This window comes from Kiloniella sp., assembly GCF_048259265.1.
Taxonomy (GTDB): Bacteria; Pseudomonadota; Alphaproteobacteria; order Kiloniellales; family Kiloniellaceae; genus Kiloniella.
Genome location: NZ_JBLXHT010000005.1, coordinates 1 through 18,999 on the forward strand (window position 1 = coordinate 1; position 18,999 = coordinate 18,999).

An 18,999-nucleotide genomic window follows, 5' to 3' on the forward strand; every position below is an offset into this window, starting at 1 on the left:
TACTCATTTTATTTAATGGTATTCACCCCAATATTTATCTGAAATTTGATATTTAACCGATAATTCTATTCCTGCATTTAAATTATTTGTTAAATATCAAATTTTAGATAAATATTGTGAGGAATACCATTAAATAAAATGAGTATTCACCCCAATATTTATCTGAAATTTGATATTTAACCGATAATTTAAATGCAGGAATAGAATTAATTTTCTCAAGAATAACCAAATTCACTTTATAAAAAATAATCTGGTGATAGCGATGAGAAATAAATTAATTTATTCAAATAAAATAATTTCGAGGAATTAATTAATTAAATTCCGAAAAAAATGCCCGAATTCTTACTCATAGAGATATTACTCTATCCATCGCTAATAAATGCTCGTTCTGAGAGAGCCATTTTTTTCTGATTTCATAATCGGGAATAATACTTCCGACCAAAGACCAAAAAGCTTTGTCATGATTTCTTTCTTTCAGATGACAAAGCTCATGCACCACGGCGTATTCCAAAACTGTTTTTGGCGCAAAGATTAAATGCCAATTTATATTAATCACGCGATCCTGACCGCAACTGCCCCATAAATGCTTTTGATCCTTTATTTGGATTCCTTTTGGGATGAGGTCGTGGCTGCGTTTATATTTTTTGACGAAGGCCGAGACATCTTCGCGAAGACGCTTCCTCAGCCATAATCGTAAATTGTCTTCGATCAAAGCGTCTCGTGATGATATGGGCAGGTCTTCCGGGACCTGGACCAAAAAACCATTTTTATACTGAACATCCACAAAAGACCCAGCGTAAACCTCAACACGAAGTCTCATACGACGGCCTCGAAAGGGAATTTTTGCCCCGGATACATAGCGCGATACATTACTTCTTTCGGCCTGTTTCTCTTTGAGGATTTCAGTACCATCAAAAATCCACCGCCGCTTGCGGTGAACGAAATCAGATATTTGATCATCGCTACAAGTTGTTGGTACGACGACATCAACGCCATCCAGGCTAAGGTATACCCGACGGCGCGCAGCACTTTTGGATCGCTTAATGTTATAAGCAATATCTGTATTACCAACAGTGAGGATCGGCATGACTAGCTTTTCCCTCGGTCTTGACCTGAACGCTTACTCATATGTTTTACCGCAAATTCCTCTACTCGTTCAGGCACCTGTTTCCAATCTGTCAGTCCAAACCCATGCGCCTTCTTTCTAACTTGCTGGCGTAGGCCTTTACGAAGTTCTGGCTTATCTTGCCATAAGGTCGGTGCTGTCCCTTCATCTTCATATAAACCAGTTACTTCACTCGCAAGATTTTCCAGAGAATAAACTTCAATCTGATCATCTGATTTTAAAGCTTCCAGAATTTTATAAATACCATAGGTATTTTCTGACATCCCCGTATTTTCATGAGCGGAACTCTCTGCGTCTATGTCTTTGGCAAGTTCCTCTGCCATCTTGAGCTTATCACCCCAAGAAATTTGACTTCCATCAAGCTTTTCCAATAAGGCGAGCAACCGATCAGAAAATTTCTGATATTGTAGAGGATTATCAGAGACCTTTTCTGATACCATCTTACGCAACTCTGTGGTCTTACGAATAGCTGCTGTCTTCAGGTCATCTTCGGTCATTCCCTCGACATCAAAATCATCCCAAAATTCCGGATCAGTAATATGTCGAAGCTTAACTGTTGTACTTATCCCCGTGGCATCCAGATGTTGATCCAGCATCTCCCGAATTTTGCCAGAATAGGATTTATGATCAAAAGCTTCTTTTTTCTCAAACACCTGTGTTGCGTATTGTAAGAAAGCAGCAATCCATTTCAAATCAGCCGTATAACTTAAAACAGCTGGATCCGGGCTTAAGGCTTCATAAATACCAATGAACTCCCTCGCCTTCCGTCGAAAGGTAAACCAATCATCCTCGGCTTGAAGAATTTTCACAAAGGCATCAAATTCAGGCTTGATAAACTTGCCTTTACCGCGCTTAAGACCTTTCATTAGCCCAATAACCGTCGCATGAGCAGCGCGTAATTCTGAACGCAGATCATCCAGGTCTCGCATCGCGTTCTGAACATCTTCAGATCGATAGCTGGATAAGGCATCATCCAAATTCTTCGACACCCCGATATAGTCCACGATCAGCCCACTTTTCTTTTGCGGATCAGCAACACGATTTGTCCGGGCGATCGCCTGTAACAATGTGTGCTCTTTCAAAGGTTTGTCGAGATACATTACGGATTCAATTGGCGCATCAAAACCGGTTAGCAGTTTGTCACAAACTATAAGAAATTCTGGTTGTTCACCCTTCTTACCAAAAAGCGCCTTAACATCAGTTTCTGCAGCCCGATCCAGATAATAAAGCACAAGCCCCTTGCGGATGTCTTGAACCCTTTTATCTTCAGATGGTTTGTTGTCTTCCTGGTTCGCCGAAAAAACACAAGCCGACATAGAAGCTGCCAAACTCGCATCACCAAGATCTTCGGCAATGACTTTATCCAGCGCACGCTTATAGAGAATTATTGCTTCACGATCGAAACAGACGATCTGAGCTTTATATCCATCAGGGCGAGCATAGGCTTTAAAGTGGGTCCAAATGTCATAAGCTATCAGCTCGATCCGTTTGGGATGCTTCACCAAATCAGAAAGACTTACCCCTCGGCTTTTTAGCTCCTCAAGCTTGTCTTCAGGCAGATCGGCAAACCAGTTATCAAAAAGAATATCAATCTTAGCTTCATCAATATGCCAATCGGTTTTACGGCCCGTGTAATAGATCGGTACCGTGGCCCCATCAGCTACGGCATCATCGATACCATACTTGTCCAGGTACCCTTCGCCCTCAACACCAAAGTTTTGATAGGTATTCTTGTCATCTTTTTTAATCGGAGTTCCCGTAAAGCCAAAGAACCGTGCCTTTGGCAATGTGGCTCTCAAATAGGCACCGAGATCCTTTTCCTGAGTTCTGTGACACTCATCAATCATGACAATCCAATCTTCTGAATTATCAATTGCTTGCTCTGATCCCTGAAATTTGAAAATGGTGGACAATACAACCAAACCATCTGCCCCGGCATGGATCGCATCTTGTAGATCTGAAACCTTATTCATGCGATCCGGATTTGGAAGACCGCAGGCTTGAAAGGTTTTGCTAATTTGATCATCAAGATCAATTCGATCCGTCAGCACAAGAATGTTAGGGTTGGTCAGCTCTGCGCTCTCAATCGTATAATGCATCTTCAACTTTAAGGCTGCGAAGACCATGGTTAGAGACTTACCACTACCCTGAGTATGCCAAACCAAGCCTTGACGATGTTGATTATCGACAACCCGTGCTACGATTTTATTTACCGCCCTAAATTGTTGATACCTGCAGATTTTTTTGACAACGCCTTCTTCAGTTTTTTCGAACACCACAAAATGTGCCAGCAGATCCAATAGTCGCGAGGGCTCTAATAAGCACCAAAGTCCCTTACTCAATTCATCATCGAAACTACTTTTCTGCCTCGGCCAAGGATCTTTCCAACTCGCAAAAAACTTGGATGGACTTCCCGTCGAGCCATAGAGGCAATTCGTGCCATCGGTCAGTATGTTAAAAACATTCGAATAAAACAGTCGTGGAATATCTCGCTCATACTGTTTTATCTGCTCAAACGCTTCGCCAGTTTTATCTTTATAATTGAGCGGAGATTTGGCCTCTATAATGACTAAAGGAATGCCATTAACGTAAACCACAACATCAGGTTTACGGGACTGTTCTGACTTCACATAAAGCTGACTGGTGACAGTGAAGGTATTATTATCGATGTTTAAGAAATCAATGATCTTGATGGTCTGCTTGGTTGCTTTTCCCGGTACCGTACGACTGTAATTACCGCGAAGAAGTTGGGACCATTCTTCGTTATCTGTCTTGGAAATTAGCTCCAAATAGGCAGCCTGCGCATCTTCTTCAGAGATACCATTTATTTTTTGAATGGCCTTTATAAAGACAGGCCGAAGCAACACATGATTTTGACCATCACGCTGTTCTTTATGTTTTTCAGGATCAAGGTATTTATAGCCTAATGTCCTAAGACATTCGATTGTTGGCTTTTCAGCAAGTACCCACTCCCCGCCCATATTTACCTAATCCCTGATAACAGTGGTTCACATCAAATCATACGATTCTGATTGATTATTTTCTCTACCATAAGTTAAGGGGCAAGTTTATGACGATCAACACATTATTGTTGCTTCATAACTTGGCTTACAGCTCTTTTCTACGTTCTAAAGAAACACCTGAGGACTTGCCGCTTATTCTTGCAAGATACCTATGTATCCTAACAAAGTTTTTCCCTGATTCGTCAGCGCATACTTAACATTGCTTTTTTGCCAGTCTTCTTCTGTGACTTTTAGAAGACCAAAGGAAGCCAGATGTGCCAGAAGTGAATCTTTGTGCGCAGCTTTTGGAAGGTCGGGTGAATCCATTGTTTGGCTAAAGGGCCCAAGAACACTACAATGTTTTTTCCAAAAAGCCGAAGCGATCTCACTGTTTATTACCTGGTACTCAGATTGATAACTCGAAAGAATGATTATTTCTTCGTCGCCGATCTGGTTCAATATACGGAGATAGTGACGGATCCTGTTCTGTTCCGTATTTTCATGCTTAAGACCCGACACCACCAACTCCCCAATATACTGACGGCGCTCATCCGTGAAAGCTCGTGCGGACTGCCATAAGCCTTCCTCAAAAAAGTCCTGCCCTTCGGGTTTTTTCAAGACACGTTCTAACTTAAGTTCGTCAATCTGATCTTGAAGGTAGTGGATATACGTTTCCACTCTATCGGCACGAACATTGGGGATTACTTCTGAAATAACCGCTTGGATAATTGGCCCTACGACAGGAATCACACCGGGGAGACTCGCAGCAAGTCTCGACATGCAATTTCCTTCGGTATCACCAAGAGGAGGTTGGGTGGAATTATCACTCATTCATGCTACTTTCGCTCGGAGGCTTGTAACTCTATTTAAATCTATCAAGACTCAATTCCACATTACATTTAAAATTATAACGAGCAGTTTTTCACTGATAAAATAACTCTCATTCATAGCGCTAACCAAATAAACTGAGGGCCAAAATCAGACCCGTACCCGGCCGGTTAAAAGGTCGGACATAAGGCCGGATTTAAGGGTTTGGAGTTGGACGAGCTTCTCTTTATTCGCTTCGATACTATTACGAAGGGAATTCAGGGACATCGCAATCTGCTCTCGTTCATCTTGAGGGGGCACAGCAATCAATAATGGCTTTAAGTGAGTTAAATTTATATTTTTTTGTGCATTCTGTGTCGCTACAGATTCAAGGTGTGTTTTCTTAGAGCTCAACACATGCTGTAACCAACAAACGTTAAAGCCAACTTTAGGCTGAACCGCGACCACACTATCAGGGCAGCAAATGGGATAGGTTGTGATTGCTGTATCCCCAATATTTGCAGCAATAGTGATAAGGATTGAATCTATGGGGAACTGTTTACTAACCTTCAATCCCTCAGTATTTAAGGTCTGCTTATGTCTTCTCAAAAAACCATTCGCAGCAACAATATCACCTGTTTGGACAAACGGAATATCTCCCCCGAAATACCGAGGATCGTTACGAGGCCGTATAGAAAACTTCCCTCTCTCAACTGACGCGATGCTTTCTAACTCAACCACCTCCCAACTTTCAGGGATGTCGCCGAGGGGGGAGGGTTTGAATTGGGTGTGACCTATGCCTTTGGTGAGGAGGGTTTGCAGCAGGCCTTTTTTGATCTGTTTGCTTTGCTCGATAACGGCCTTGGTGGCGGCGATGGTCTCGTCCACGCTGGTCAAGACTTCAGCTATTTTCTTTTGTTCAAGTAATGGGGGACAGCCGACAGCTAAATCAGCTAATAATTTCCACGATGTTCTCGGCATTTTTGTGCCCGCTGCAGTATCTACTGCATGTGTAATAGTGGTATCTGCAGCTAATAGATAATGTAGATATTCCCCATCTATCGCTTTCTTAGGCCTAATTGCTAAAATGTCAGTCGAACATACTCCTTCAAACTTGGGGAACGCAGTTTTCCGAAGATTAGGTCGCAATTTTCCGAATAAGACATCGGTTGCAGAAAATTGTGTCTTTGTGCTTGTTACCCTGAGCGAATTTCCTACGCCAACTAATTTTCCAGTTCCCTGACCGATATGCTCAAGACCAACATATCGGTACCGTTCAAGACTTTGTGGCAGCCATTTCGCTTTCACATTATAGGCAATATCGCCAAGAGTACAGGTAGTCCACCCCTCAGGTACTTCATACATCATAGCCAAGCTCCTTAAGGAAGCCCATCATCTTAGATTCGGCAACATTCCGTTGCGCTTGTAAATGTTTCAGTTTTAAAAGCTCGGCGGCGACATCGATGACTTCCTCTTCCTCCTCGGTGGAGACGTAACGAGAGATATTCAGGTTGTGATCGTTGGCCTCGATCTCCTCCAGCTCCACCACACGAGCAAATTTGTCCTGATCGCTATGGGCGTGGAAAGCCTCCGAAAGGCGTTTGATGTTGTCCTTTGACAGGTGGTTCTGAGCTTTGCCCTCAATGATTTCTTCCGAACCATTGATAATCAGGACTTTGCCTTTGCGCACGGCTGGTTTGTTTTTCCGTAAAATCAGGATGCATGCGGGAATGCCCGCGCCATAAAAGAGATTGGGGCCTAACCCGATAACAGTATCAATCAGATCATCTTCGAGCAGGCCTTTGCGGATTTTACCTTCAGCACCTCCGCGAAAGAGGATACCATGTGGCAGGACGACACCCAGTATTCCGCCATCTTTGAGGCTTGCCAGCATATGCTGAACAAAAGCGAGATCGCCGTATGATTTAGGCGGACAACCGTAGAGAGATCGACCAAATTTATCCCCGTCTTTCCAATCTTCATGGCCCCAGGCTTTAAGCGAAAAGGGTGGGTTGGCCAGCACACGATCAAAAGTCTTGATTGCTTTCACCTCTCCTTCGACAAGATGTTTGGGATCTCGCAAAGTGTCGCCACGTTCAACAAAGGAATCGTCGATGTCGTGCAAGAAGAGATTCATCTGGCAAATGGCCCAAGTGTTGAGATTTTTCTCTTGCCCATAGAGTGAAAGTGAATGCGGATTTTTATTCTGCCGTTCCAGATGGTGGAAGGCTTCTAACAGCATACCGCCAGAGCCACAGGTTGGGTCATAGACAGACATACCTTCTTCAGGCTGCAAACACTCCACCAGTAAACGCACAACCATCTTTGGGGTGTAGAACTCGCCGCCCTTTTTCCCGGCATCATCGGCAAACTGCGCAATCAAGTATTCATAGGCATTGCCGAGCATATCGGGTTCGACATCACAGCGGCGCAGACGGTGCTTTTCAAAGTGCTGCAGCAGCTTTTCCAACATCGCATCGGGGAAACGTTGCTTGTTGTTAAAATCCACGTCCTGAAAGACATCCTTCAGTCTAAAGTTCGCGTCTTCGATGGCGTGGAAGGAGACGTTCAGGTGCTCACCAATGTTGGAAGCATGTTTGCGCACATCTTTCCAGAAGTGTCCCTCGGGGATATGAAAGCGATGCTCGTCTGGATCTGCAGCAAGTTCGGCGTCGTGGTATTCGGCTAAACGTTCTTCATACTCTTCCTCCCATACATCGCACAGGCGCTTATAAAACAGCAGGCCAAAGATGTAATGCTTGTAATCCCCGCTATCGATGGAGCCGCGAAGTATATCGGCTGCGCCCCACAGATGGGTTTCAAGCTGGTCTAACGTTAATTGTGACATAAAGGAAGGTTCTTTCTGGGTACCGAAAATTTGCCGAAAAGGCCCGTAAGGATCGTCTCGAATTCTATGTTATTCCCCCGAACAATAACAATGAGAATTTACTTTGCAGCCACAAACGTTTCTCACACTTAATGGTAGTAACTATTTGCCACCCCACAAACGATTGCTATAGTAACCTCTCTAAACAACGTTATTTTTATGTATTTTTTATCACTGGACTAATCCATGAAGGGTCGCTCAATCCGTCTTTTCCTCGTAGACGGAACACCAACAGGCATTATCACCGCAGAAATTATGAATTGGACCGGCCACGTCATTGCGGCTCCGCGTTCCCGCCTGGCTGATCTGGTCAAACGTGAAGAGCCCAAACGCACCGGCATTTATTTTCTGACTGGAAGCGACCCAGAAAATCCGTCTCGCCTTAAAGTATATATCGGGGAGAGCGATAATGTTGGTAAACGCCTAGCCCAACACAACCGGAGCGAGGATCAAGGCGGCAAAGACTTCTGGGAAAAAGCATGTTTAATAACCAGCAAAGACCAAAACCTCACCAAAGCCCATGCGCGCTATCTTGAAAGCCGACTCATTTCGATCACTCAAGAAGCTGGTCGAGTGAGCGTTATCAATAACAACGCCCCAGAATACGGCTACCTCCCCGAGGCCGACATTGCCGACATGGAGTTCTTTATCGAGCAAATAAGGATCACACTCCCAGTGTTGGGATATGAGTTTCTTAGAGAAAAGCCTCGTATAAGTGAAGCTATTGAGCGATCAACTTCAACAGCGGAGACAAACGATACGAAACCTGCTGGCATAAAAGCTCAGACTTCTATGTTTGAAATATACTCCAAAAAATTGGATCTAAACGCTCTCGCAACCGAAGTTGACGGTGACTTCATTGTCCTTAAGGGTTCAAAAGCACAAAGCGAGTGGAAAGGAAAAAGTGAGCATAATATAGGTTATTCAAGGCTTCACGAGCTACTTCACCAAACAGGAACACTAAAAATTAATGGCCCGCTTAGTCAATTTGAAGAAGACTACGCTTTCAGCAGCCCAAGCGCCGCTTCAGCAATAATCTTTGGACGCGCCGACAACGGCCGCACATCATGGAAGGTTAAGGGTTCAAACCAAACCTATGCTGATTGGCAGGAAGCTCAGGTTGATGAGCAAGGTGATTAAAAAAGTTATCATGACCACATAATCCTATCCAATTCGTCCTTCTATTATACAAAAGAAACATAACAATGATATGAGCCAAGGTGAAATTTTCCCCGAAAGAGAAAAACAAAATTAACCCAATTAAATACAATTGGCTCTTCACCTACCTAGTGATCGTTCTCTTGAGGATAAGATAATGGTAAATAACAACACTGATAAAAAAACAGCGTCCTCCTCAATTGATGAGAGTGGCGCCTCTATTCAACAAACATCTCTTAAAAATGAGTTTGCTTACTCTTCACTGGAAACTCTGAGAAAAAAACTGCTCGACCTAACCGCTCGAAACTCACTCTTAAACTATAAGCACCCGAAAGTTGGCTGTATCCGTTTGATTGATGAATTACCAGACCAAATTATTTCAGTCTTACAATCAGGAAAAGCCTTAACTTTTATTCCGGTCCCTGAGCCTACCGAAAATCAATTAATAGAGGCTGGATATATAACAATAGACCCTATAACCCAGCTAAAAACATCAACAAGTTATCCAACCGCCGAAAAATGGGCAAAAAATCTAGGTTACGACACATCTTTTGATCTTCCAGATAAAGAAGCTGCAAGTGAAGGCGAGGACAAGCATAACGACACGTTCATACAATCTTTACTTTACGCACCTGACTTAGAGGCCCGCTTACGGAGTCTCCGTAGTAAATCAGAAATTGCTATTGAAGAAAATGGATCGAATATTCTGTATCTTACAGTGGGATTTCTAGAGTTCTATGAAAACAGGGGTTCCGATCAGAAACGTTTAGCCCCACTATTCACTCTGCCCGTAAAACTAGATCGCACCAAATTTGATAAGGGAGCAGGGACATTTAGATATAGTATAACGGCAAAAGATGATGGATTACTCACGAACGTAACCTTACTTGAGAAGCTAGCAAATGATTTTGGCTTAATCCTTCCGTTCATTGAAGAAGATACTCTTCCTGAAGATTATTTTGAGCAAATATCCTCAACAATCCTTCGACAGCAACCACGTTGGTCTATACGACGTCAAGCGACACTCGCATTACTAAACTTCACTAAGCAGGCCATGTACCAAGATCTTTCTCCTGATAATTGGCCTTCAGGGGCAAAAATTGAAGACCACCCAATCATAAAACAATTTTTTACTTCAACAGAGGACGAGCGGGAAAATAACTCTCCTAGCTACGAAGTTGAGCATTCAATTGATAGTATTGATGAGGTACATGAAGCCTATCCTCTTATTGATGATGCTGATAGTTCTCAACACAGCGCATTAATAGATGCAATTGATGGTGAAAATTTAGTCATCGAAGGACCGCCAGGGTCAGGAAAATCCCAGACTATTACCAACCTTATCGCCGCTAGTATTGCGAATGGTAAAAGAGTGTTATTTGTTGCTGAGAAAATGGCTGCACTTAATGTGGTCAAGAGCCGGCTGGATCGAGCTGGTCTGGGTGATTTTTGTTTAGAACTTCATAGTCATAAAACAAATAAACAAAAAATTCTAAATGACCTTCATCTACGGATCAACAATCAGGAAAATTATCGTTCACCCTCTGATATAAAAGTCAATATTGAACGATACGAAGCTTTAAAATCTCAGTTACTTAAATATGTAGAATTAATAAATAATCATTGGCGTGCAACAAATTTAAGCCTTCATCAAATTTTGAATAAGGCTACTCGATATAGAGAACATTTAAGTATAAATCCTGATAAACTAAAAATTGATGGCATTGATGGTCAGAGCCTAACACCAGTTAAGCAGCAGGAATTATGCGATTCCGCTGATATGCTGCGAAGTATCTATGACCAAGTATCTCAACAAACAGAAAACGGAATCATTTCTAATCACTACTGGTATGGTGTCACCAATTGTGACTTGATAGGTTTTCAAGCCGATGATCTTAATGAGAAACTATTAAAATGGACTAATTCTCTCGAAACCTTACAAAGCGATTGGAAAGGTCTTCTAGATGATTTGAATTTGGATGCACCTGAAAATCCACAATTCCAATTGATTGAAGATGTCGTATCCTGTGCTGAAAAACTTCCTGATCTAGAAGGAGATGAACCCCTAGAGGCCTTACCTATTCTTATTGAAAGTAGTAACCAATTTGAACTTCTACTATCTGAGTATCAGAGTATTCATGAAGAGGGAAAATCTCTAAGTAAAACTATCAAAGCAGGGAAAATTACTGATAAAGAAACATTTGAAATTATCTCTAAGTGCTTAAAGGCGATGGACGCACTTGGATGCAAAAAGGAAATGCCTTTAAACGATCTGATTTCTCTCCAGAAAACCATGGAAATTTCAGGCAACGAGGCAAAAGAAATTGCTAAACAATTTTCACAGATCATTCCTAGTATTCCAGAGGACATGAAGGTTTCCTTTAAAGTAAGTCAATATGGTCTCCGTGAATTTACAACCCTTATCAGCCTTATCGATAAACTTCCTTCAGATCTTTGGCAGCATCGCAATGAGCTTTATGACAATCCAGACCTAGATCCGCTACTCGATAAAGTATCTAAAAAATTAGGTCAGCTAACCCCTATTCATAAAAGTTTACTTGAAATTTTCAGCCTTCATAGATTACCTAGGACCCTTGATTTAGAGCAAATCCAATTAACTCTTGATAATGCGGGCATTTTCCGGTGGTTCTCCTCCGAATGGAGGCGAGCAAGGAAAAGCCTGATAAAGCTGTCGGTTACTACTAAGCCAAAGACAAAGCAGTTAATACAAAGCCTTCCAGAATTAATTCAGTACTCTCATGGAATTGATGATCTAGAGCGCTTGAATAATGATGACCCAAGTTTGCAGGACCTTTATAAGGGGGTAGAAACACCAATAAAACGTATAGAGATGCTAAGGCATTGGTATCGACTGGTTCGGAATGAGTATGGCATTGGTTTTGGAGATCGAGTAAAACTGGGCACTGCATTGCTATCAATTGATAGAAATCTCGTAATTGGTATTTTAGATACTGCCAATCAGGGACTATCTGAAATGGCAAATGACGTACTAACGAGTACCAATAATTATAGGGATCAGTTTAAACTTTTCAGTCCTTTGAAAGATCTAGATACTCATCTTGATGTCGCCATCCCTATCCTATCAACAAAAGTTAGTGAAGTATTAATCAACCTCGAAAATTTTTGTGTCGATGGCAGTCATTCAATTGGTGAGCTTGGCTATGCTTGTAAGAGGCTTGGTACGCTGCAGACGAAATCTACGGAGTGGCAATCAACAGCGATAAAAAAGAAATTGGTTCCTTCTTTGTTTAACTTTAGCTTATCACCAGGCGAATTTTCTAACGACCTTGTAGCTTCTGCAAAAAATACTCTTGAGGTAGCTAAGATCCTTATTGAAGTCCCATCTTTAAAAACTGTTTTTACTTCTTCCGCTGATCACAACCAATACAAAGCACTTAAAGCACAATTAAAGACAATAGATGAGCTGATTAAGTCAATAAATAGGGACGAAATAGCTTTCTCCGAAATTGGCCACATTAATATGGATGAGTGGACAGAACATTCTGACGGTTCCCTACAATTTTTACTGACTAGAAATAAATATGCTCTCGAGAAGCCTTTGTGGCTTCCAACGTGGTTGGAGTATATTCGTTTGAAAAATAAACTTTCCTCTCAAGGGCTTGATAGGATTATAAATAATTTAGTTACGGATAGCATTTCAACAAAGGACTTGAATGAAATTGTGCAATTGGTGATGTACCATCAATTGGCCAATGAAGTCCTCGAAGAGCACCCGACTTTATCGCAGTTCAGTGGCATGGAGCAAATGGCTGTACGTGAAAAGTTCCAAGAATACGACAAAAAACTCAAAGAATTACAAAGGGAAAAAGTCGCTCATAAGGCATCAAGAAAAAATCCATCCACTGGTGTTTCCAGTGGCAAAGTCGGAAATTACACTGAGCTTTCACTAATTCGCCATAACATCGGCCTAAAAAAGCCTAGAATTGCTGTACGGTCCCTCATTCGAAGAGCCAGCCAATCTCTCCAAGCTTTAAAACCATGCTTTATGATGAGCCCAATGTCGGTTGCGCAATATCTAGAGCCTGGAAAATTTAATTTTGATCTCGTAGTTATGGACGAGGCTTCTCAAATTCGCCCAGAAGATGCGCTTGGTGCGATAGCACGGGGAACGAATTTGGTAGTCGTTGGTGATCCAAAACAATTACCTCCAACATCTTTTTTTCAAAAAACTCTCAATAATGATGAAGGCGAAGACTCTGTCGCCCTTGAGGAATCTGAAAGTATTCTTGAATCTGTAATCCCAATGTTCGTGAATCGGCGTTTACGTTGGCATTACAGGTCTAGGCATGAATCGCTAATCGCTTTCTCAAATCAGAATTTCTATGACTCGAACTTAATATTATTTCCATCACCTTTTCAAAAATCTGATGAGCTCGGCATTCGCTTTTCAAAAGTATCTAAGGGGCGCTTCATAAATAGAAAAAATACCGAAGAAGCCCGGGAAGTTGCCCGCTCGGCTGCGCTACATCTATTAGATAATCCGAAAGAGTCCATCGGCATAGTGGCGATGAGCTCTGATCAAAGGGATGAAATCGAACGTCAAATTGATCAGTATGTTAAAGATGATGAATTGCTTCGTCTTGCATACGATAAAAACCAACAAACAGACGAACCACTATTTATCAAAAATCTTGAAAATGTGCAGGGTGATGAACGTGACGTCATTGTTATATCAATGACATATGGGCCTGAAACTGCTGGTTCAGCTTCAATGTTTCAAAGGTTTGGCCCGATTAATTCTCCGATGGGTTGGAGGCGTCTAAATGTACTCTTCACACGGTCTAAAAAACGCATGCATATTCATTCCTCAATGGATTCTGGACATATTCGAGTTTCAGAAACCAGTTCTCGAGGTCTGAAAGCGCTAAAAGCTTTTATCGAATATTGCGAAGTCGGGCATTTGCATCACGCCAACATTACGGGCAAAGCTCCTGACAGTGATTTTGAAATATCGGTAATGAGAGCCCTTGCTGACAGGGGGTACGATTGCGAACCTCAATTAGGTGTAGCGGGGTATTTCCTCGATTTAGCAGTTAAAGACCCCGGAATGCCAGGAAGGTTTCTAATGGGTATAGAATGCGATGGTGCAAGTTATCATTCGGCAAAATCTACCCGAGATCGAGACCGGTTAAGACAAGAGATCCTTGAGAACCTTGGATGGACGATTAGAAGAATTTGGTCCACTGACTGGTTTAAAAATCCGCAGGCTCAATTGCAGCCAATATTTAAAGAATTAGACCGGTTAAAAACACCTATTTCACAAGATCAACCCATCCCAACGTCAGTAATAGAGGCCTCGAACTCGATTTCTGACGATGATGATTCAGCCCTGATTGAAGACGATTTATCCCCTTCAATCCCAAAATCTTTACGAATCGAGCAAGAAGCCACGCTGCAGGATATAGCCGATGACAAGCTCCTGACCCGTTTAAAGAAATTTGATACTAAAATAATACGTACAGAGCTACCAAATACACCTATCGATAAACAACTTTTACGCCCCGCAATGCTCGATGCATTGTTAGAACATTTACCAGGGTCAAAAGCTGAGTTTTTAGAATTCATACCAGCATATTTACGCACAGGGACTTCGCCTGAAGAAAGTAAATATCTTGAGCGAGTGCTTGAGCTTATTTCTGAATATGGATAATAAAATTTGAGAATGTACAAGCTAACACTAACAAAGTGTCCTTCATGATCGGTATCAGGGGTAATAGTTTAAGGAAGGTCCATTAATCGGTCAAAATAACGATCTACATAGATACTTATTTTGGCCCTTGGTTATTCCTCTATAATCCGAGCATTAGCTACGATTGACAACTTATGCCTAATCCCATTTATTATTTATCAATGACTTAGGTATCAAAAAATTGACACTTTATGTGCGAACCTACATGACGCCCTACAAAAATGGTGATCCCGACGCGATTCGAACGCGTGACCCTCAGATTAGGAATCTGATGCTCTATCCTGCTGAGCTACGGGACCACTGGGAACTGTATAGTTGACAGTTTCTTTTCTGCCAAGAGGGTGCCTTGTCAGCTTTAGCAACTTTTTGAACCCTACGCCTATAAATCAATCGAGGGTACGGAATTTATCCATCGCTTCAACCAGTGCCTTGGCTATCCCCGGCTCAAAGGCAGAATGCCCGGCGTCATCGATGAATTTGAACTCGGCTTCGGGCCAAGCTTTGTGCAGATCATAAGCCGTTGATGCCGGACAGACGATGTCATAACGACCATGGACAATAACCGCAGGAATATTTCTGATGCGATCTATCCCGCCCAGCAATCCTCCTTTGGGTAAAAAGCATCCATTCACAAAATAGTGCGCGATCAATCGGCCAACGGGGAGTGCCCGCTGATCATCCAGAGATGCCTTGATAATATCCGCGTTCGGCAAAAGTGTTACGCAGCTAGCTTCGTAGCTGCTCCATGACTTGGCGGCGGGCAAATGGATCGACGGATCCGGATCTATCAGGCGCTTGTAGTATGACCCAAGAACATCAGCGCGCTCTTCTTCACTTAAAAGAGAAATAAAATTCTCATAGGCTTCGGGGAAAATCGACCCGACGCCCTTTTCACTTAAATACCATTCCAGTTCTTTGGGACGGGACAGGAAAATGCCGCGCACGACCAATCCGTCCGTGCGTTCAGGATGGGCCTGTGCATAGGCCAGTGACAGTGTTGACCCCCACGACCCACCAAAAATGACCCAACTTTCGATCGCCAACTGTTGGCGCAAAAGTTCCATATCTGCAATAAGATGAGGCGTATCATTATTTTCAAGTGATCCCAACGGCAGAGATTTCCCACAACCGCGTTGGTCAAACAGCACAATGCGATAATGTGCAGGGTCAAAGAAGCGACGGTGCGCGGCCCCGGTGCCTGCCCCTGGACCACCATGAACAAACAGCACTGGTTTACCCTGTGGATTGCCCGAAACCTCCCAGTAAATTTCATGGCCATCCCCAACAGAGAGAAAGCCCATGTTATAAGGTTCTATTTCTGGGTACAGTTCTTTTGGGTTCATAATGCCGCTCAAAATACCATTAAAGATTGTAATACAATTGCTCCCCTACTATGACGAGACTATGCCGAAATTAAAAGCTTTCATCAGTCGATTTTTATTCTTCTTTCTGTTTCATTACAGCTGGCTTTCCTTCGGCGAGTTCGTGTCTGCACAACAAGCCCCAGCTTACTTGGAGCCAACCTTGGCCAAACCAGTCCAGGTCACGGAAATAACAGCCGATCACCAGCTAATTCTTGCTGATAGTACGACCATAAAGCTTGCTGGCTTGCTATTGCCAACTCAACAAGACTGTGATCGCCTAAAGGTCGTTTGCTCCCTTGTTGAGCGACTATCACATTATCTGGAAACAACCCTCCTCAACCAGATAATTTATATCTCCGACACTCCCCAATATTTCGATAGAGATGATCGATTATTAGCACAGATCAAAAACAACGAAGGCACTTGGGTACAAAAAGAAATATTGGAACAGGGGCTCGGCAGAATAATCACGACAACAGCACGTCCTACCGATTTAACAATAATGCTTCCTCTCGAAAATATGGCCCGGCAAAGCCAAAAAGGACTATGGCGTCTAAAGGCATTTCAGATTTTGCAAACGGACAATCTGAACAACAAAACTGATCGCTTTCAAATTATTGAAGGCACAATCCAGAAAACAGCAGAAGTCCGCGGCACGATCTATCTGAACTTTGGTCAGGACTGGCGGACAGATTTCACGATAAAACTGGAAAAGAACCATCGAGCAGCTTTTGCCAACAAAGGCAAAGGCCTGTTGCAAACAGTCGGTCGCAAGGTACGAATACGGGGCTGGCTGTTCTGGGAAAACGGCCCTATGATATCTGTCTACACACCAGAACAGCTAGAATACTTCTCAATCGAATAATTTTTGATCAAATACATCTTCGGGATCAGATAAAAATGCCCCATAACACCCCAAATAATAAAACTGAGAATACAACTGCCACAGAAAATATTGGCCAAGAAACAACTACAACAGAAGTGAGCGTGCAAAAATTGCTCGACGCGGCAAGTACAGAGATAACAGAATACTCCCCTAAAGAAATAAAGGGGTTGTTGGCACAGGATGATGTTATTCTGATTGATATCAGGGACATACGGGAGCTCAAGCGCGAAGGCATTATCCCCGGAAGCTATCACTGTCCCCGTGGCATGCTTGAATTCTGGATTGCCCCTGACAGCCCTTATTACAAGCCAGCCCTGTCACCAGATCATCATTTTATTTTGCATTGTGCCTTGGGTTCACGATCGGCCCTTGCAGCCAAAACCCTGCAAGATATGGGGGTTCCCAGAGTAAGTCATATGGCAGGCGGCTTTAAAGCCTGGAAAGAATGCGGCTTAGAAGTCGAAGAAAAGACATAATTCCTTTATAAATTCATCATAAAGGACACAACGGTATCATTTAAAGAAACAGCGCGAACTCATGACGATGACAACTCTTTTCCGTTTAAGAACCCCTCTACTGGCCCTCGCGCTTCTTTCAGCCGGGCCATTGCTATCTGGCTGCTCAACCTCTGAAGCCACAGGGCGCACGTTTTTTAATGGTGGTTTATCGCCTGCGCAGGAACAAAAGTTGGGGGCGACAGAGCATGTAAAAATCGTCAAACAATTTGGTGGTACTTATGACGAAGATCCCGCGCTGACAAAGTATATCAGCAGCCTTGGAAATTTTCTTGCCAAAACATCTGAGACGCCGGACCAAAAGTTTACCTTTACCCTTTTGGACAGTCCGGTGGTCAACGCTTTTGCCTTACCGGGTGGGTACGTCTATACCACGCGCGGCTTGTTGGCTCTGGGAAATGATGAAGCAGAAATCGCCGGTGTGATCGCACACGAAATCGGTCATGTTACTGCAAAACATTCGGCTGAACGGTATGGTTCAACCATGACGGCAAATATTCTTGCCGCTGGTGTTGGTATTTTAACAGGCAGCGGACAAGCCGCTCAAGCTGTGGGCACAGCTGGGGCTGTCGCGGTTCAAAGCTTCTCTCGGGATCAGGAATTTGAAGCAGATCTTTTGGGAGTACGTTACCTCTCCCGCGGCGGATTTGACCCCAACGGCATGGGTGACTTTCTCACTCAACTACAATCCAGTAGTCGTCTGGATGCTGAAATCGCGGGAAACCCAGGACGCGCAGATCAGTTCAACATCATGCAAACCCACCCCAGAACGGCTGATCGCATTCAACGCGCGATTCAACAGGCGGGAACAAAAACCGTCAACAACCCCATTGTCGGGCGGGATGTTTATCTCAAAAAAATTGATGGCATGCTCTATGGGGATGATCCTTCACAAGGGTATATTCGTGGGCAAAGGTTCTCACATCCCGAACTCAAGCTTACCTTTACCGCGCCTGACGGCTTTCGGCTAATCAACAGCAAAACACAAGTTGCTGCTGTTGGCCCTGAAGACTCACTGGTCATTTTCGATGGTGCAAAAGGGGACGTCAGCGGTAGCCTGAAAAATTATCTGACAAATGTTTGGGCAAAAAATGTTCGCCTCCAAGATGTAGAAAAAATTACTATTAACAGCATGGAAGCCGTAACTGGCCGCGCCACACAAGTTAATACGAAAAGCGGAAAAAAAGACTACCGGCTAATCGCAATTCGGTTTTCTGGCAATAAAGTATACCGCTTGACCTTCAGGACGGATCCCAGCCAAACAAATCGCTTTTCAGAAGACTTTAGACGCACCACATATTCATTTAAGAAACTGTCCAATACCGAAGTCGCCAAGTTAAAGCCCTACAGACTCAAAATCTACACCGTGCGTTCTGGTGATACGCTAACAAGCTTGGCCAGAAAAATGCCTTTTGCAGATTACAAACTGGAACGGTTACTTGCCCTAAATGGATTAAATAAAAACAGTCAGCTTGCTCGCGGACAAAAAATCAAACTCGTTACAGAGTAATCGGAACTTTAAA

At 43.1% G+C, this 18,999-nt stretch carries 11 protein-coding genes and 1 tRNA gene; 5 read left to right on the forward strand and 7 right to left on the reverse strand.

Going from position 1 to position 18,999, the window contains the following annotated elements:
• Window positions 1–346: 346 nt before the first annotated feature.
• The 5 genes from ACN0QW_RS09600 to ACN0QW_RS09620 form a co-directional block, all read right to left on the reverse strand.
• Window positions 347–1,087 (reverse strand): M48 family metallopeptidase, encoded by a 741-nt coding sequence (locus ACN0QW_RS09600; protein ID WP_417430952.1) that lies wholly within the window; start codon window positions 1,085–1,087, stop codon window positions 347–349.
• A 2-nt stretch (window positions 1,088–1,089) separates the two neighbouring features.
• The gene (locus ACN0QW_RS09605; protein WP_417430954.1) at window positions 1,090–4,107 is read right to left on the reverse strand and encodes a type I restriction endonuclease subunit R; all 3,018 of its coding nucleotides are present in this window, start codon (window positions 4,105–4,107) and stop codon (window positions 1,090–1,092) included.
• 174 nt (window positions 4,108–4,281) lie between these two features.
• Complete coding sequence (locus tag ACN0QW_RS09610; RefSeq protein ID WP_417430956.1) at window positions 4,282–4,959, reverse strand: hypothetical protein; 678 nt, start codon at window positions 4,957–4,959, stop codon at window positions 4,282–4,284.
• A 147-nt stretch (window positions 4,960–5,106) separates the two neighbouring features.
• Window positions 5,107–6,303, reverse strand: coding sequence for a restriction endonuclease subunit S (locus ACN0QW_RS09615; RefSeq protein WP_417430958.1), 1,197 nt, complete (start codon window positions 6,301–6,303; stop codon window positions 5,107–5,109).
• On the reverse strand, window positions 6,293–7,783 hold the full coding sequence (locus ACN0QW_RS09620; protein WP_417430960.1) for a type I restriction-modification system subunit M: 1,491 nt from the start codon (window positions 7,781–7,783) through the stop codon (window positions 6,293–6,295). Before ACN0QW_RS09620 ends, ACN0QW_RS09615 begins: the two co-directional genes overlap by 11 nt.
• 225 nt (window positions 7,784–8,008) lie before the next feature.
• On the opposite strand from ACN0QW_RS09620, the gene ACN0QW_RS09625 reads away from it, so the two are divergent.
• The gene (locus ACN0QW_RS09625; RefSeq protein WP_417430962.1) at window positions 8,009–8,962 is read left to right on the forward strand and encodes a GIY-YIG nuclease family protein; all 954 of its coding nucleotides are present in this window, start codon (window positions 8,009–8,011) and stop codon (window positions 8,960–8,962) included.
• A 175-nt stretch (window positions 8,963–9,137) separates the two neighbouring features.
• Window positions 9,138–14,672: a DUF4011 domain-containing anti-phage protein Hhe gene (hhe, locus tag ACN0QW_RS09630; protein WP_417430964.1), complete on the forward strand. Its 5,535-nt coding sequence runs from the start codon at window positions 9,138–9,140 to the stop codon at window positions 14,670–14,672.
• A gap of 261 nt (window positions 14,673–14,933) precedes the next feature.
• Here the strand turns inward: hhe and ACN0QW_RS09635 are convergent.
• Both ACN0QW_RS09635 and pip read right to left on the reverse strand, forming a co-directional pair.
• Window positions 14,934–15,010: transfer RNA gene (locus ACN0QW_RS09635), tRNA-Arg, on the reverse strand.
• An 87-nt stretch (window positions 15,011–15,097) separates the two neighbouring features.
• Window positions 15,098–16,054, reverse strand: a complete 957-nt coding sequence (pip, locus tag ACN0QW_RS09640; protein WP_417430966.1) for a prolyl aminopeptidase — start codon at window positions 16,052–16,054, stop codon at window positions 15,098–15,100.
• Between the two features lie 181 nt (window positions 16,055–16,235).
• Between pip and ACN0QW_RS09645 the strand changes: the two genes are divergently transcribed.
• The 3 genes from ACN0QW_RS09645 to ACN0QW_RS09655 all read left to right on the forward strand — a co-directional run bounded on the left by ACN0QW_RS09645 (window position 16,236) and on the right by ACN0QW_RS09655 (window position 18,986).
• A complete protein-coding gene (locus ACN0QW_RS09645) occupies window positions 16,236–16,940 on the forward strand; it encodes a thermonuclease family protein (RefSeq protein WP_417430968.1) in 705 nt (234 codons plus the stop codon).
• A gap of 35 nt (window positions 16,941–16,975) precedes the next feature.
• On the forward strand, window positions 16,976–17,437 hold the full coding sequence (locus ACN0QW_RS09650; RefSeq protein ID WP_299371904.1) for a rhodanese-like domain-containing protein: 462 nt from the start codon (window positions 16,976–16,978) through the stop codon (window positions 17,435–17,437).
• 61 nt (window positions 17,438–17,498) lie between these two features.
• The gene (locus tag ACN0QW_RS09655; RefSeq protein ID WP_417430970.1) at window positions 17,499–18,986 is read left to right on the forward strand and encodes a M48 family metalloprotease; all 1,488 of its coding nucleotides are present in this window, start codon (window positions 17,499–17,501) and stop codon (window positions 18,984–18,986) included.
• The last annotated feature ends 13 nt before the right edge of the window (window positions 18,987–18,999 follow it).